The organism is Pseudomonas sp. PsB, from assembly GCF_043658375.1.
Classification (GTDB): Bacteria; Pseudomonadota; Gammaproteobacteria; order Pseudomonadales; family Pseudomonadaceae; genus Aquipseudomonas; species Aquipseudomonas putida_Z.
Genome location: NZ_JBIGLU010000029.1, coordinates 24492 through 40016, shown reverse-complemented (window position 1 = coordinate 40016; position 15525 = coordinate 24492). Strand labels below are relative to the sequence as shown.

The window sequence follows — 15525 nt, the reverse complement described above, 5'->3', positions numbered from 1 at the left end:
GGTGGAGGACAACGGCGGTGGTTGGCATCATGCGCTCGAGCAGCCACAGCGTTGGCAGGGCGCTGCTCGCCTGATGCGGCGCCTGGCAGAAGTGCCTGATGAAACGGCGCACCAGCTGTTGCAGATCACCGGCCTGAAGCTGGAGCAGCTTCGCCGGCTGCGTGTAGAGAATGCTCCGGCTCCGAGCCGTTTGCTGGACGCCTTCGAGTTCCATCAATTGCATGAGCAGATGCCATTGTTACGGGGGGCAGCGCTTGATCGCGTCTTCACCGAGCGCCAACCCAAGCCCAGTGCCGAGGCAGCTGCCGTGCTTGTGCGTGACTTCCCCACGTTGTCTGCGCACGCGTTGGACGAGTTGCTTGGCCAGGCTTCTGGTGTGCAACTCGATAACCTGGCCCAAGGTCGGCGAGTACCGCTGGCGCTGGCGGAACGTGCGCGCTGGCTACTGCATGACACTCGTCTCGATCGGGCCTGCGCCGGCGTGCGCCTGCTGCGCGCGGCCAATGCAGACAGCGAGGCCTTGGCGTTGGGGCTTGTATCGGAAACCGCCCCGTGGCCGGAACCGGTTCGCGTGGAGCTGCGTGAGGCGCAGGTAAACGGCCGGCTCTTGATGGCTTTCGGTGCCGAGCAAACTGCTGATGTGCGTTGCATCGTCAGAGGCGAGCAGGGATACCATCTTGCTGACGCTGCCAGCCAGAACCTGGAGCTTTCACAAGCGCTGCTGCGCCTGCTCGAGGACGATCAGAAAGGGCTGCTCGGCGGTATCGAAGGGGAGCAGGGTCTGCGTGATTCCCTGGCTACCCTGGCCGCTGCCGACCGTGAACGGGCCGCGCGGCTGATCGGCTTGGCGCCGGTCGGGCAGGGATTGCGCCCGGTGCACAGATTTGCAGACGGGCGTATCGGGTACCCTCTCAGTGGCCGTGCCGAAAGCAGCCGGCAGGCAATCAGAAGCGGCATTCACCAGGTATTTCCGACGTTGACCGATGAGCAGATGGACGCTTACCTGGCGGAGCTCATGCAACATTCGACAGGGCTATGGGAACACTTCAGCCAGCTCCAGCAGCAGCTTTCCCGGTTGCGGGAGGTGTTGCATGGCTGGTGCGCCGAGGCTCCAAGTGTACTTGAGTATGCCAGGCGACGCCGGGTGGCCCGGCAGGTACGGCGAAGCTGGCGGCGGAAAATAACCAATCACGCCGGCGAATATGTTCTGACAATCGACGGAGAGCGGCTTGGCTCCCTGCCGGTGTTGCCCGCTGGGCTGGATTTCGGACACGTCAGCAGGCTGGTGCTGCGAAACATGAACTTGAGCGAAGTCGGTGCAGACTTCCTGTCACGTTTCGGCAACCTGATCGAGTTGGATCTCGCTGGCAATCGTCTCGAGCAAGTGCCTGTCGGGCTCGAGCGACTGTCGCGTCTGCTGCGTTTGAACCTTTCCGGCAACCGTATCGTGATGAATGTCGCCAGTGAACGGCGCCTGGCCAGCCTGGGGCGGCTGGCGATGCTGGACCTGAGCCACAACCCGTTGGGGCGCGCGCCTGTGCTGACCGGCTTGCACCAACTTACTGATGTTCGGCTGCGCGACGCAGGCCTGGAGACGACGCCCGCGGACGTGATCCTGCGTGGGCATGTGGACTTGAGGGAAAACCGTATTCCCCAGTTGCGCCAGGAACTGAACGGCTTGGGCGCGCGATTGCAGTCGTTCAGCCTGCATGACAACCCGCTCGATGCCCAGGGCGAGGCCGCGCTTGATCGGGCTGCCGGTGTTGACCGCGCTGGCAGCAGGGGTGGTGGCTCGTTCCGCCATCGTGCTGTTGACCAGGCTGTCCGCGATGCCTGGGTCGGCAAAGACGGCGCATTGAAAGCGCCCAGGGCCGCATTGTGGGAGTCGTTACACCAGGAGCCCGATGCGCAAGGGCTGTTCCAGTTTCTTGCGGACTTTCTCGACAGCGACGATTTTCATGAACATCCCGGTTATTTCCGTAAACGCATCTGGCGCATCCTTCAGGCATGCGAGCAACATGAACAGCTGCGGTTGCGGGTGTTTGCCGAGGTCTCGTCCCCCCGCACCTGCGAAGACCAGATGCTGTTGATTCTGGAGCAACTGGAGTTGAGCTTGCTGGCGGAGCGGGTGAGCAGCCGTGTTCCACCGGCGGAACTGGAAGGAGGGCTGGTTCGTCTGGGGCGGCAACTGGCTCGCCTGGATGCCGTCGACCAGTTCGCCGCTGCGCATATCAGGCAGTTGCGCAGAGTGGATGCGTCGATCGTGGACGATATCGAAACGAGGCTTTTTTTCAGGCTGCGCCTGCGGCAGCCGCTGGACCTGCCCATCCTGCCGGACACGATGCACTTCGAAGATTTCGCCAACGTCACCGAGCAGGATCTGCGCAGCGTTCAGAATAGTGTGCTGGAAATGGAAAACCGAGAGGACCTGATCGTCTCACTCGCCCAGCGCCCGTTCTGGGAAGTGCATGTGCGCCAGCGTTACCCGGATCGTTTCGACACGCTGCGGCAGCGCTTCGACCTGCGCCTGGAACAGATCGAGGCGGACCTGGCCGCGCAGCGCATCGATGAATGGACTCACGTACAACGCGGCAGGACGGTCATGAGTGACTATCAGGTTGCCGAACGTGACTTGCTAAGCACGTTGGCCAGGGAAGCTTATGACCGGTTGAACCTGTGACTGCAGCGGTTAAGCACCCGGTGCGCACTCACGGACGGCTTGCTCGCCGTTCCGTGGGTGCGGGCAGGCCATGGGTCACGCCGCTTGGGTGCGCGCCTGCTGCTCTCGTTGCAGATAGTCTGCAAGCGCCTGTTGCTCGCTGCTGCTGGTGAACAGGCCCAGCTTGGTGCGGCGCCAGAGAATGTCTTCAGCGCTGCATGCCCATTCGTTGTGTGCAAGGTAGTCCACCTCCCGGGCGAACAACCCACCGCCAATGGCCTGGCCCAGGTCTTCCGGCCCTTGCACGCCATCCAGCAACTGCCATACGCGGCTGCCATAGGTCAGCACCCAGCGCCTGGCGATATCGACCGGCAACCAGCCACAACGCGCCAGCACCGCATCGACCAGAGCCTGCACCGTAGTCATCTGCTCACCACCTGGAAGCGGCGCGCCAGCGGTCCAGCTGCCGCGCATCTGTGGGAAGTGTGGCTTGAGCTCGACCATGGCCGACTCGGCCAGTTTGCGGTAGGTGGTCAGCTTGCCGCCGAATACCGACAGCAACGGCGCTTGCCCTTCACTGGCGGACAGCGCCAGGGTGTAGTCGCGGGTGACCGCGGACGGATTGTCCGATTCGTCGTTGCACAGTGGGCGCACGCCGGAATAGGTGTGCACGATGTCGCTGCGGCTGATCTGGTGGTTGAAATGGGCGTTGACCACCTTGAGCAGATAATCGGTTTCCTGCTCGGTGATCGCGACTTTGGCGGGGTCGCCGCTGTATTCGCGATCGGTGGTGCCGATCAGCGTGAAGCGCTCGAGGTACGGGATGCAGAAGACGATGCGCTGGTCCTCGTTCTGCAGGATGTAGGCATGTTCGCCTTCGTACATGCGCGGCACGATGATATGGCTGCCCTGGATCAGGCGGATGCCATAGGGGGCATCGAGCTTGAGGTCATCCTTGATGAAGCTGGCCACCCACGGGCCGGCAGCGTTGACCAGCGCGCGGGCGCGAATGGTCTGCAGGCGGCCGTCAGCGTGCTGCAACTCCACCTGCCACAGGCCATCCACACGCTCCGCACGCAGGCAGCGGGTACGAGTATGGATATGGGCACCTTTTTCCCGTGCGGCCATCGCATTCAGCACTACCAGGCGGGCGTCGTCCACCGCGCAGTCGGCATATTCGAAGCCACGGCTGATTGCAGGCTTGAGCGGGTAACCAGGGCCGAAGCGCAGGCTGCGCGAAGCACCCAGGCGCTTGCGCTTGCCCAGGTGATCGTAGAGGAACAGGCCGGCGCGAATCATCCAGGCCGGGCGCAGGTGCGGGCGGTGCGGCAGCACGAAGCGCATCGGCTTGACGATGTGCGGGGCTTTGGCCAGCAGCACTTCGCGCTCGGCCAGCGCTTCACGTACCAGGCGGAACTCGTAGTGCTCCAGGTAGCGCAGGCCGCCGTGGATCAGTTTGCTGCTGGCCGACGAGGTGTGCTGGGCCAGGTCGTCCTTTTCGCAGAGGAATACCTTGAGGCCACGCCCGGCGGCGTCGGCAGCAATGCCCACGCCATTGATGCCGCCGCCGATCACGGCGAGGTCATAGCAGTCGGCGACTGGGGGCTGGGACGAAACGGGCTGGGACACGGGCAAGGCCTCCTGGGGCTGTTCACATCGAATATGAACATTGATGTTCGTTTTCGAAAATACTAGCGCAACAGAAAGCCGGTCGCCAGTCAGTCTTTATAGAAAAAACTGATCAGATGACAACGAAATGAACATTTACGAAAATTTTGAGTAATCGGTTTGAAAGGTGTGGCGCCTGTGGGATCGAGCGCGGCGCGGGCGACGCTCGATCTCACAGGCGCGACAAACCTTGCGGCATGCGCCTGTCAGCCCTCAAACCACCTCAAGCCGGATCTTGTACTGGTTCAGCAGCTGGGTGAGGGCGGGGGTTGGCGCCTGGTCGGTCACCAGGCAGTCGACCAGGCTGATCGAGCCCATGCGCACCATGGCGTTGCGCCCGAACTTGCTGGAGTCGGCGGCAAGGATCACTTGACGGGCATTGGCGATGATCGCCTGGGACACCCGCACTTCCTGGTAGTCGAAATCGAGCAGGCTGCCGTCTTCGTCGATGCCGCTGATGCCCACCAGGGCGAAGTCGACCTTGAACTGGTTGATGAAGTCGACACTGGCCTGGCCGACAACACCGCCATCACGGCGCACCGTGCCACCTGCCACCAGCACTTCAAAATCGTCCTTGGCGGCAAGGATCGCGGCCACGTGCAGGTTGTTGGTGATGACTTTCAGGTGGTTGTGGTTGAGCAGCGCCCGGGCGATGGATTCGGTGGTGGTGCCGATATTGATGAACAGCGAGGCATGGTCGGGAATCTGCCGGGCCACGGCTTCGGCGATGCGTTGCTTTTCGTCACGCATCTGGTCGGCGCGCATGGCGTAGGCGGTGTTCTCGATGCTCGAGTCGTAGGCTGCGCCCCCGTGGTAGCGGCGTAGCAGATTGAGCTCGGCCAGCTGGTTGATATCACGGCGGATGGTTTGCGGTGTGACGACGAACAGCTGCGCCATTTCTTCGATACTGACGTAACCGCGTTCGCGCACCAGTTCGAGGATTTGTTGTTGGCGAGGGGGCAGATTCATGGGCGGTCCTTTGGGGCTGCCGGACAAATGCTGCAATGATGCCGTAGGACGCGGACTACGACCAGTAGACTATCGGGGCGGCCGCGGGGACAAATGCCCTGCATCGATTCTGTGGCCTGCGCTGGCGCTTTCTGTAGGAGCGGCCTTGTGTCGCGAAAGGGCCGCGAAGCGGCCCCAGCAACATTTGCAATGACACGAAAATCCTGGGGCCGCTTCGCGGCCCTTTCGCGACACAAGGCCGCTCCTACACGTGGTGTAGCGCCTATCAGGTGGGATCAGGCCTCGTGATCTTCCCAGTCACGGGTACGGTCGACTGCCTTCTTCCAGCCGGCATACAGCTTCTCTTTCTGCGTTTCATCCAGCTGCGGGCTGAACTCGCGCTCGATGATCGCCTTGTCGCGCAGTTCGTCCAGGCCGCTCCAGAAACCACAGGCCAGGCCTGCCAGGTAGGCCGCACCCAGCGCGGTGGTTTCGCGCATCTTCGGCCGCTCCACGCAGGTGCCGAGGATGTCGGCCTGGAACTGCATGAGGAAGTTGTTGGCCACCGCACCGCCGTCCACTCGCAACTCGGACAGGCGCTGGCCGCAGTCCTGCTGCATGGCGTCGAGCACGTCGCGGGTCTGGTAGGCGATCGATTCCAGAGCGGCGCGGATGATGTGGTCCACCTTCACGCCACGGGTCAGGCCGAACAGTGCACCACGGGCATATGGGTCCCAGTACGGGGCACCCAGGCCGGTGAAGGCAGGCACCAGGTATACGCCGTTGCTGTCCTTGACCTTGCTGGCAAAGTATTCGGTATCCAGTGCGTCGTTGACGATCTTCAGTTCGTCACGCAGCCACTGCACGGTGGAACCACCATTGAACACCGCGCCCTCCAGCGCGTAGGCCACTTCGCCTCGCGGGCCGCAGGCGATGGTGGTGAGCAGGCCATGGGACGACTTCACCGCCTGGTCGCCGGTGTTCATCAGCAGGAAGCAGCCGGTGCCATAGGTGTTCTTGGCCTGGCCCGGCTCCACGCACATCTGGCCGAACAGTGCCGACTGCTGGTCGCCGGCGATACCGGCAATGGCGATGCCGCTCTTGGTGTGGCCGTAGACCTCGGAAGAAGGGCGAACCTCGGGCAGCATCTGCCGTGGGATGCCGAGGATTTCCAGGAGCTTGTCGTCCCACTGCAGGCTGTGGATGTTGAACATCAGCGTGCGCGAGGCGTTGGTGTAATCGGTGACATGCACCTTACCGCCGGAGAACTTCCAGATCAGCCAGGTATCGATGGTGCCGAACAGCAGCTCGCCGCGCTCGGCGCGTTCACGGGCGCCCTCGACATTGTCGAGGATCCACTTCAGCTTGGTGCCGGAGAAGTACGGGTCGGTGACCAGGCCGGTGGTTTCGCGAATGTAGTCCTCATGGCCGTCGCGCTTGAGCTGGGCGCAGATCTCGGTGCTGCGGCGGCACTGCCAGACGATGGCGTTGTACACCGGGCGGCCGGTTTCCTTGTCCCATACCACGGTGGTTTCACGCTGGTTGGTGATACCCAGTGCGGCGACCTGGGCGTGGCTGATGCCCGCCTGGGCCAGGGCCTCGACCATGGTTGCGCTCTGTGTGGCGAAGATTTCCATCGGGTCGTGCTCGACCCAGCCCGCTTGCGGGTAGTGCTGGGCGAATTCGCGCTGGGAGGTACCCACCACATTGGCGTCGCGGTCGAAAATGATGGCCCGCGAACTGGTGGTACCCTGGTCCAGGGCGATGATGTAGTTCTTATCCTGGGTGTCTGTCATGGTCGTAGGCCTTGCGAAAATAGGGGTTCAGGGCTGGGCGTGATGCCGGTGTCAGTTGACTTGAGTATCGCCCTGGCGATTGTCATTTGTCTCAGGGTTCACGGCGGCTGCCATTGGCAGGTTGCGGGCGATCAGGCCGCGATAGGTCGCGGCACCCAGGCAGGCGCCAAGGATCGGTGCGAACACCGGAACCAGGAAATAAGGCATGTCCCGACCGCCAGTGAAGGCGATTTCGCCCCAACCGGCCAGGAAGGTCATGAGTTTTGGTCCGAAATCGCGGGCCGGGTTCATGGCAAAGCCGGTCAACGGGCCCATGGCGCTGCCGATCACGGCGATCAGCAGGCCGATCAGCAGCGGGGCCATGGCGCCGCGCGGCAGGCCGTTGTTGTCGTCGGTCAGGGCCATGATCACGGCCATCAGGATGGCGGTGATGATCACTTCGACCAGGAACGCCTGGCCGGTGGACAGCGATGGGTGCGGATAGGTGGAGAACACCGAGGCCAGTTCCAGGCTGGCTTCGCTACCGCGCAACATGGCGTGGGCCTGTTCGAAATCGAAGAACAGGTTGCTGTACAAGGTGTAGACCAACGCTGCGCCACAAAATGCGCCGCACACCTGGGCCAGCATGTAGAAGGGCAGCTTGCGCTTGTCGAAACCGGCGAACAGGGTGAGGGCAATGCTCACCGCAGGGTTCAGGTGCGCGCCGGAAACACCGGCGGTGAGGTAGATCGCCATGCTGACGCCCACGCCCCAGATGATGCTGATTTCCCAAAGGCCGAAGCTGGCGCCCGCGACCTTGAGCGCGGCGACGCAGCCGGTACCGAAGAAGATGAGCAGGGCAGTGCCGAGGAACTCGGCCAGGCATTGGCTGGACAGCGCGGGTTGGCGTAGAGCAGTCGTCATGTATGACCTCGTTTTTTTTGTTGTGAGGCGCGTGGCGCTCGACAGCAAAGCCCGGAGTCTATCCCCGTTGACCCCAGGCAGATGTAGGAAATGCACCTTAAAAGTGCACCATTTATTCAGAAACGAAAAAATATAGACAAGAAACGCTGATGTCAAAGGTCGAAAGTGAACGGCCGGTCACGATCTGGATGCTGATTTCAGGTGCGGATCCGCGTACTAGAGGCGCGCAGTTGCGGTTCGCTGGCTGAGGTGTGGGAATTGTCCTAAAGTAGCCGCCGAGCTGTCCCCGACCGGAGCCCCCGCATGACCCCCGCCCTAGACCTGTTGAAGAAACACCGTGCCGAGCATCGTGTGCACAGTTACGAACATGACCCCAAATCGGCGTCATATGGCCTGGAGGCGGCGGAAAAGCTCGGTCTCGACCCGCAGCAGGTGTTCAAGACCTTGCTGGCGAGCAGTGAGAAGGGTGAGTTGCTGGTGGCGGTGGTGCCTGTGGTGGGTACGCTCGACCTCAAGGCCCTGGCCCATGCTGCCGGGGTGAAAAAGTGCGAGATGGCCGACCCGGCGGTTGCGCAGCGGGCCACGGGGTACCTGGTGGGCGGGATCAGCCCGCTGGGGCAGAAGAAGCGCCTGCGCACCTTCATCGATGACTCGGCGCAGAACTTTGCAACCATCCATGTCAGCGCCGGGCGGCGTGGGCTGGAGGTGGAGTTGGCGGCCGCAGTGCTGGCTGAGTACACTCAAGGCAAGTTTGCCGGGATTGGTCGGGGCTGAGATTTCTGGGGCTGCTTTGCAGCCCATCGCGACACAAGGCCGCTCCTACAGGGGGAATACGTACCCTTGTAGGAGCGGCCTTGTGTCGCGAAAGGGCCGCAAAGCGGCCCCAAAATTTCGAATCAGGTCGCTGAACTGTACCGGCGCACCCCGTTCTCCTGCCGCGGCAACTGCGCCGCCACGCTGCCCGGCACCGGGAACAGCACCAGGTGATCGGCCTTGACCGCAATCCCCACATCCTCGCCGACCTGATGGTCGTTATGGCTAGGGAAGATCGCCTCCAGCTGGCTGCCGGTCGGCAACTGCAGGCGGTACAGGGTCGATGCCCCAAGGAAGCTCTTGCCGACGATGTTCGCCTGCAGCGCGCTGCCCGGTGCGTGGACGATATCGTCAGGGCGCAGCAGCACATCCACCGAGCTGCCCGGCGCCATGATGTAGGCACGGTTGCCGCGCAGTTCACCCAGCTCGGTATTGACCGCTTCGTGGCTGATCATCTGCCCACGGATGAAATACCCCTGGCCAATGAAGCTGGCCACGAACGGCGTCTGCGGCTCGTGGTAAAGGTTGTAGGGCGTGTCCCACTGCTCCAGGCGGCCTTCCTTGAACACGCCAACCTGGTCGCTGACGGCAAAGGCCTCTTCCTGGTCATGGGTCACCAGGATGGCGCTGGTGCCGCGGCTCTTGAGAATGTCGCGAACCTCATGGCTCAGGCGCCGGCGCAGCTCCACGTCGAGGTTGGAGAATGGCTCGTCGAGCAGCAGCAGTTGCGGCTCCGGTGCCAGCGCACGGGCCAGGGCGACCCGTTGCTGTTGGCCGCCGGACAGTTCATGCGGGTAGCGCCCGCCCAGGCCGCCCAGCTTGACCAGCTCGAGCATCTCTTCGATGACCTCGGCCTGGCGCGGGTGCTTGGCGATGCCGAAGGCAATGTTCTGTGCCACGGTCAGGTGCGGGAACAGCGCGTAATCCTGAAACACCATGCCGATGCGGCGTTTTTCCGGGGCCAGGGTGAAGCCAGCTCGGGAAATGACCTCGCCAGCCAGCTGGATCTCGCCGTCGTGCACGGGTTCGAAACCGGCGATGGCGCGCAGGGTGGTGGTCTTGCCGCAACCGGATGAACCCAGCAGGCAACCGATGTCGCCTGCGTTCAGGTGCAGATTGAGGTTCTGGACGATGCGCTGGTCGCCATAGCCGCAGGCGAGGTTGCGCAGGTTGAGCAGTAGGGGTTGACTCATGCGTGGTGGTAAGCCGGTTCTACAAGGAATTCGAGAAGGGCCTTCTGTGCATGCAGGCGGTTTTCAGCCTGGTCCCAGGCGACCGAACGTGGGTCGTCGAGCAGGTCATGGCTGATTTCCTCACCACGGTGGGCTGGCAGGCAGTGCATGAACAGGGCGTCGGGTGCCGCCAGGTCGAGCAGTTCGCGGGTGACCTGGTAAGGCGCGAAATGCGCCAGGCGCCGTGCAGTTTCCTCCTCCTGGCCCATGGAAGTCCAGACATCCGTGGTCACCAGATGGGCGCCGCGCACGGCTTCCTTCGGGTCACGCACGATCTGCACGTGGTCACCACCAATGGCCATGAAGCGTGGGTCCGGCTCGTAGCCTTCCGGGCAGGCGATGCGCAGCTGGAAGTCGAACTGCCTGGCTGCCTCGATGTACGAGTTGCACATGTTGAAGCCATCGCCGATCCAGGCCACGGTCTTGCCCTGGATCGAGCCGCGATGTTCGAGGAAGGTCTGCATGTCGGCCAGCAGCTGGCACGGGTGCGACTCGTCGGACAGCGCGTTGATCACCGGCACACGCGAGTTGGCGGCGAATTCGGTCAGGGTGCTGTGGGCGTGGGTACGGATCATCACCACATCGAGCATGCTCGACAGCACGATGGCACTGTCGCCGATCGGCTCGCCACGGCCCAGCTGGGTGTCGCGCGGGGACAGGAAGATGGCCTGGCCGCCGAGCTGGATCATGCCGGCCTCGAACGACACGCGGGTACGGGTCGAGGACTTCTCGAAGATCATGCCCAGCACGCGGTTCTTCAGCGGCTCGAACAGCACGCCTCGCTTGCGCAGGTCCTTCAGCTCGATGCCGCGGCGGATCACCCCGAGCAATTCGTCGGTGGTGAAGTCCAGCAGGGAGAGAAAGTGCCTAGCGCTCATGATTGACTACCTTATCTGCAACGGTATGCAGGTCGACCGTATGGTTTTTTTTGACAACGGGAGTGACCTGCGGCGTAAGCCGCACGGGGGCGGACGAAATAGGGAAAGGCGCAATACTATAAGTAAATGTCGCCTGAAGCCAAGAGGGGAAACAGCTGCCCAGTACCAAAGGGTGTTGCAAAGGGTGTCTTTACCCGACGGGCAGTGCTGTTTTTTATTTGCTACAGAAGGTTGTACACGGCTTGCCGGCAATTTGGCAAATGGCTGTCGCAAATCGTGTGCCTGATGTCGGTGGATTCACGCCGCGAAGCGCGCTGGCCGGCGGCGGGGGCCGGGCGCATAGTCGATGTTCGACAACCCTCTACACATCCTCCATGACAACAAGACAGAGGCGGCCATGACCAAGACCCTGCATCACCGTGCCTGTCACCTGTGCGAAGCGATCTGTGGGCTGAACATCGAAGTCAGCCATGACGACGACGGGCGGGCGCTGATCAGTTCGATCAAGGGCGACCCCCAGGACCCGTTCAGCCGCGGCCATGTCTGCCCAAAGGCCGTGGCCCTGCAGGACATCCAGAACGACCCCGACCGCCTGCGCCAACCGCACAAGCGGGTGGGCGAGCACTGGCAGGCCATCGGCTGGGACGAGGCCTTTGCCCTGGCCGCCGACAGGCTGTGGGCGATCCAGCAGGCCCATGGGCGCAATGCGGTGGCGGTGTACCAAGGCAACCCGAGCGTGCACAACTACGGCCTGATGACCCACAGCAACTACTTTCTGGGCCTGCTGAAAACCCGAAACCGCTTCTCTGCCACCTCGGTGGACCAGTTGCCGCAGCACCTGGTCAGCCACCTCATGTACGGCCATGGCCTGCTGCTGCCGATCCCGGACATCGACCAGACCGGTTTCATGCTGATCCTCGGCGGCAACCCGCTGGCCTCCAACGGCAGCATCATGACCGTGCCGGACGTGGAAAAGCGGCTGAAAGCGCTGCAGGCCCGGGGTGGGCGCCTGGTGGTGGTGGACCCGCGGCGCAGCGAAACGGCGGCGATGGCCGACAGTCACCTGTTCATTCGCCCTGGAGGGGATGCGGCCTTGTTGTGCGGCTTGCTCAACACCCTGTTCGCTGAAGGCCTGGCGCGCGGCTCGCACTTGCCGGTCGCCGGCCTGCAGCAGGTGCGCGAAGCGATCGCGCCGTTCAGCGCGGAGGCCATGAGTGCGCACTGTGGCATTGCCGCGACAGACATCCGCCAGCTGGCACGGGACTTCGCCGCGGCCGACAAGGCGGTGTGCTACGGCCGCATGGGGGTATCGACCCAAGCCTACGGCACCCTTTGCCACTGGTTGGTGCAACTGATCAACCTGGTGAGCCCGTGGCGGCCTTGGCCGAGGAAATGCTGACACCCGGCGAAGGGCAGGTGCGCGCGCTGGTGACGGTGGCTGGCAACCCCGTACTGTCCACGCCCAACGGCCGCCAGCTGGATGTGGCGCTGGAGGGGCTGGAGTTCATGCTCAGCATCGACCTGTACATCAACGAAACCACCCGCCATGCCGACCTGATCCTGCCCTCCACCTCGGCGCTGGAAAACGACCATTACGACTCCACGTTCAACTTGCTGGCCGTGCGCAACGTGACCCGCTTCAACCGGGCGGTCCTGGCCAAGCCCGAAGGGGCATTGCATGACTGGGAGATTTTCGTCGGGCTGGCACAAGCGTTCGCCAAGCGCGCCGAGCTGGAGTTGAAGCCGACCTGGGCGCCAGCGCAGATGATCGACCTGGCCTTGCGCAAGGGGCGCTATGGTGAAGCGACACCCTGGCAGTTGTCGCTGGCAGCGCTGGACGAGCACCCGCATGGCCTCGACCTGGGGCCATTGCGCGCCAACCTAGCAGCGCGCCTGACGACTGCCAGCAAGGCTGTCGAAGCGGCGCCGCAGGTGCTGCTGGACGACCTGGGTCGGCTGGCGCAACAAGCCCCTCCGGCGCCGGGCGAACTGCTGCTGATCGGCCGTCGCCATGTACGCAGCAACAATTCGTGGATGCACAATTTTCATCGGCTGGTGAAAGGCAAACCGCGACATCAGTTGTTGATGCACCCGCAGGACCTGCAGCAGCGGCAGCTGCAGGACGGCCAGCGGGTTCGTATCCGCTCGCGTACCGGGGACCTTGAAGTCGAGGTGCAGGCCTGCGAGGACATGATGCCGGGCGTGGTGAGCCTGCCCCATGGCTTCGGTCACTCTCGTCGGGGCGTGCACATGCAGACCGCCCAGGCGCAACCTGGCGTGAGCGCCAACGACCTCACCGATGAGCGCCTGCGTGATCAGGTTTCCGGCAATGCCGCCCTCAATGGCGTACCCGTGCAGGTAGAGGCCGCGTAAGGAACGGTAAGGCCGAGCATGCTGCTCGGCTTTCCGTTACAATGCGTCACCGTGCCGACGACCGCGTCGGAAAGTTCAGCCGAGGTGCTACATGGATATCATCGAAACGATCAAAGAGCAGATTGCCAACAACACCATTCTGCTTTACATGAAAGGCTCGCCGAATGCCCCGCAGTGTGGCTTCTCTGCGCGTGCATCGCAGGCCGTGATGGGTTGTGGCGAGAAGTTCGCCTACGTCGACATCCTGCAGAACCCGGAAATCCGTGCGAACCTGCCAAAGTACGCCAACTGGCCGACCTTCCCGCAACTGTGGGTAGCCGGTGAGCTGGTCGGCGGCAGCGACATCATGCTGGAAATGTTCGAAAAGGGTGAGCTGCAGACCCTGATCAAGGAAGCGGCTGCCAAGGCCAAGGCTTCCGAAGCCTGAATTTCCGGCAAGCATGAAAAAACCCGCTCATCGCGGGTTTTTTCATGGGGCGAATATTTATTCTTCGCCCATCTGCGACTGCAGGTAGTTCTCGATACCAATCTTGTCGATCAGCCCCAGCTGGGTTTCCAGCCAGTCGATGTGTTCTTCCTCGGACTCGAGGATGTCTTCGAGCATGTCACGCGAGCCGAAGTCGCCAGCGGTTTCGCAATGGGCGATGGCTGCTTTCAGGTCGACCAGGCCTTTCTGTTCGATCTTCAGGTCGCACTCGAGCATTTCCTTGGTGTGCTCGCCAATCAGCAGCTTGCCCAGGTCCTGGACGTTGGGGATGCCTTCGAGGAAGAGAATACGCTTGATCAGTTTGTCAGCGTGCTTCATCTCGTCGATGGATTCCTTGTACTCGTGCTTGCCGAGTTTGTTCAGGCCCCAATCTTCGTACATGCGTGCGTGCAGGAAGTACTGGTTGATCGCGACCAGCTCGTTTCCGAGGATCTTGTTGAGATGCTGGATGACGCTTACGTCGCCTTTCATGTCGGGTTCCTGCCCTGTAGAAGTGTGCCAATACAGTGAAGTTTGAGCCCGATACTTAGGTGTGTCAAACCTAAGTTCTTGAATAATAAGTGAAAATTAATGGAAATAAGAATGTTTGTGAACCGCGTTGGAGCGCTAACTTATTGAATTGCGGGCATAAAAAAACCGGACGCAAGGTCCGGTTCTTCGAATTCTGGGTTTTCAGGCTGCGGTAAATTCCACGGGGTAGGGCAGGGCTGCCTGGCTGACCTGGAGTTCGGTCAGGGTCTCGCGGACCACCTGCTTGGCCACGCAGGCACATTTGCCACACTGGCTGGCGACATTGGTCGCGGCTCGCACTTCCTTGTAGCTGCAGCATCCTTCATAGATCGCATCGCGGATCTGTCCGTCGGTAACGCCGACACAAAGACACACATACATAAAGGCTGACCATCGTTGGTGGGCTCGATGGTGTGGAGCTTAATGTTAATGAGAATGCTTGTCAAAGGAGTTTCTGAAAGGGCCGTGCTTGAGCGACCGGCGGTTGCTTCGTCGTTGGAGTCGGCCTGTCACCAGAAGCCGTGTATGATGGTCGGCCTTTGTTGGATGTCGGGCAAGCCCGTCTGGCCCGGCAAACGGTTTTTCACCCTCATCAGGAGATTACAATGAGCGTACTCGTTGGTAAGAAAGCCCCCGATTTCACCGTTCCGGCCGTGCTGGGCAATGGCGAGATCGTCGACAGCTTCAACCTGGCTTCGGCCATCAAGGGCAAGTACGGCCTGGTGTTCTTCTACCCGCTGGACTTCACCTTCGTCTGCCCGTCCGAGCTGATCGCCCTGGACAACCGCATCCCTGACTTCCAGGCGCGCAACGTGGAAGTGATCGGCGTGTCGATCGACTCGCACTTCACCCACAACGCCTGGCGTAACACCCCGGTCAACAACGGCGGTATCGGCCAGGTCAAATACACCCTGGCTGCCGACATGACCCACGAAATCTGCAAGGCCTACGACGTCGAGTCCGAAGGCGGCGTGGCCTTCCGTGGTGCCTTCCTGATCGACACCAACGGTGTTGTCCGTTCGCAGATCGTCAACGACCTGCCACTGGGCCGCAACATGGACGAGCTGCTGCGCCTGGTCGACGCCCTGCAATTCCACGAAGAGCACGGCGAAGTCTGCCCTGCCAACTGGAAAAAAGGCGACAAAGGCATGAACGCTTCGCCGGAAGGCGTTGCTGCCTACCTGAGCGAGAACGCTGGCAAGCTGTAATTGCCGCGTGCATGAAAAAACCGGCCCTTGTGGCCGGTTTTTTTTGTGCC

Annotated in this window: 12 protein-coding genes and 1 pseudogene; 5 read left to right on the top strand and 8 right to left on the bottom strand. The window is 62.1% G+C overall.

Annotated elements, in window-relative coordinates; all coding sequences use genetic code 11:
• The first annotated feature begins 1 nt into the window (after position 1).
• Positions 2-2680, top strand: a complete 2679-nt coding sequence (locus tag ACGLHT_RS24495) for an NEL-type E3 ubiquitin ligase domain-containing protein (protein ID WP_274120318.1) — start codon at positions 2-4, stop codon at positions 2678-2680.
• A gap of 75 nt (positions 2681-2755) precedes the next feature.
• On the opposite strand, the gene glpD is transcribed toward ACGLHT_RS24495, so the two are convergent.
• The 4 genes from glpD to ACGLHT_RS24475 form a co-directional block, all read right to left on the bottom strand.
• The gene (gene glpD / locus ACGLHT_RS24490; protein WP_274120317.1) at positions 2756-4288 is read right to left on the bottom strand and encodes a glycerol-3-phosphate dehydrogenase; all 1533 of its coding nucleotides are present in this window, start codon (positions 4286-4288) and stop codon (positions 2756-2758) included.
• Positions 4289-4540: 252 nt separating this feature from the next.
• Positions 4541-5296, bottom strand: a complete 756-nt coding sequence (glpR, locus tag ACGLHT_RS24485; RefSeq protein ID WP_046614760.1) for a DNA-binding transcriptional repressor GlpR — start codon at positions 5294-5296, stop codon at positions 4541-4543.
• A gap of 275 nt (positions 5297-5571) precedes the next feature.
• On the bottom strand, positions 5572-7071 hold the full coding sequence (glpK, locus tag ACGLHT_RS24480; RefSeq protein ID WP_015271569.1) for a glycerol kinase GlpK: 1500 nt from the start codon (positions 7069-7071) through the stop codon (positions 5572-5574).
• Between the two features lie 51 nt (positions 7072-7122).
• A complete protein-coding gene (locus ACGLHT_RS24475) occupies positions 7123-7974 on the bottom strand; it encodes an MIP/aquaporin family protein (protein ID WP_025340393.1) in 852 nt (283 codons plus the stop codon).
• 303 nt (positions 7975-8277) lie between these two features.
• Between ACGLHT_RS24475 and ybaK the strand changes: the two genes are divergently transcribed.
• Positions 8278-8748, top strand: coding sequence for a Cys-tRNA(Pro) deacylase (ybaK, locus tag ACGLHT_RS24470; RefSeq protein WP_085665445.1), 471 nt, complete (start codon positions 8278-8280; stop codon positions 8746-8748).
• A gap of 122 nt (positions 8749-8870) precedes the next feature.
• Here the strand turns inward: ybaK and ACGLHT_RS24465 are convergent, their stop codons facing one another.
• Both ACGLHT_RS24465 and argF read right to left on the bottom strand, forming a co-directional pair.
• Positions 8871-9980 (bottom strand): ABC transporter ATP-binding protein, encoded by a 1110-nt coding sequence (locus ACGLHT_RS24465; RefSeq protein ID WP_025340392.1) that lies wholly within the window; start codon positions 9978-9980, stop codon positions 8871-8873.
• On the bottom strand, positions 9977-10897 hold the full coding sequence (argF, locus tag ACGLHT_RS24460) for an ornithine carbamoyltransferase (protein WP_013973960.1): 921 nt from the start codon (positions 10895-10897) through the stop codon (positions 9977-9979). The genes ACGLHT_RS24465 and argF overlap by 4 nt, the downstream gene beginning before the upstream one ends.
• Positions 10898-11294: 397 nt before the next feature.
• Here argF and ACGLHT_RS24455 point away from each other — a divergent pair.
• Positions 11295-13270 (top strand): annotated as a pseudogene (locus ACGLHT_RS24455) (molybdopterin-dependent oxidoreductase).
• A 91-nt stretch (positions 13271-13361) separates the two neighbouring features.
• Positions 13362-13697 (top strand): Grx4 family monothiol glutaredoxin, encoded by a 336-nt coding sequence (gene grxD, locus ACGLHT_RS24450; protein ID WP_003254949.1) that lies wholly within the window; start codon positions 13362-13364, stop codon positions 13695-13697.
• Positions 13698-13754: 57 nt separating this feature from the next.
• Here grxD and bfr read toward each other — a convergent pair whose 3' ends face one another.
• Entirely contained in the window at positions 13755-14228 is a 474-nt protein-coding gene (bfr, locus tag ACGLHT_RS24445; protein WP_003258014.1) for a bacterioferritin, read from the bottom strand.
• A 201-nt stretch (positions 14229-14429) separates the two neighbouring features.
• On the bottom strand, positions 14430-14648 hold the full coding sequence (locus ACGLHT_RS24440) for a bacterioferritin-associated ferredoxin (RefSeq protein ID WP_003254947.1): 219 nt from the start codon (positions 14646-14648) through the stop codon (positions 14430-14432).
• A 224-nt stretch (positions 14649-14872) separates the two neighbouring features.
• On the opposite strand from ACGLHT_RS24440, the gene ACGLHT_RS24435 reads away from it, so the two are divergent.
• Positions 14873-15475 (top strand): peroxiredoxin, encoded by a 603-nt coding sequence (locus ACGLHT_RS24435; RefSeq protein WP_003254945.1) that lies wholly within the window; start codon positions 14873-14875, stop codon positions 15473-15475.
• Positions 15476-15525 lie beyond the last annotated feature (50 nt).

Excerpts from the sequence above, each read along its gene's own strand:
- ybaK (WP_085665445.1), top strand. The coding sequence starts at position 8,278 with ATGACCCCCGCCCTAGACCTGTTGAAGAAACACCGTGCCGAGCATCGT.
- ACGLHT_RS24440 (WP_003254947.1), bottom strand. The coding sequence starts at position 14,648 with ATGTATGTGTGTCTTTGTGTCGGCGTTACCGACGGACAGATCCGCGAT.
- argF (WP_013973960.1), bottom strand. The coding sequence starts at position 10,897 with ATGAGCGCTAGGCACTTTCTCTCCCTGCTGGACTTCACCACCGACGAA.
- grxD (WP_003254949.1), top strand. The coding sequence starts at position 13,362 with ATGGATATCATCGAAACGATCAAAGAGCAGATTGCCAACAACACCATT.
- ACGLHT_RS24435 (WP_003254945.1), top strand. The coding sequence starts at position 14,873 with ATGAGCGTACTCGTTGGTAAGAAAGCCCCCGATTTCACCGTTCCGGCC.
- ACGLHT_RS24475 (WP_025340393.1), bottom strand. The coding sequence starts at position 7,974 with ATGACGACTGCTCTACGCCAACCCGCGCTGTCCAGCCAATGCCTGGCC.
- glpR (WP_046614760.1), bottom strand. The coding sequence starts at position 5,296 with ATGAATCTGCCCCCTCGCCAACAACAAATCCTCGAACTGGTGCGCGAA.
- ACGLHT_RS24465 (WP_025340392.1), bottom strand. The coding sequence starts at position 9,980 with ATGAGTCAACCCCTACTGCTCAACCTGCGCAACCTCGCCTGCGGCTAT.
- bfr (WP_003258014.1), bottom strand. The coding sequence starts at position 14,228 with ATGAAAGGCGACGTAAGCGTCATCCAGCATCTCAACAAGATCCTCGGA.
- glpK (WP_015271569.1), bottom strand. The coding sequence starts at position 7,071 with ATGACAGACACCCAGGATAAGAACTACATCATCGCCCTGGACCAGGGT.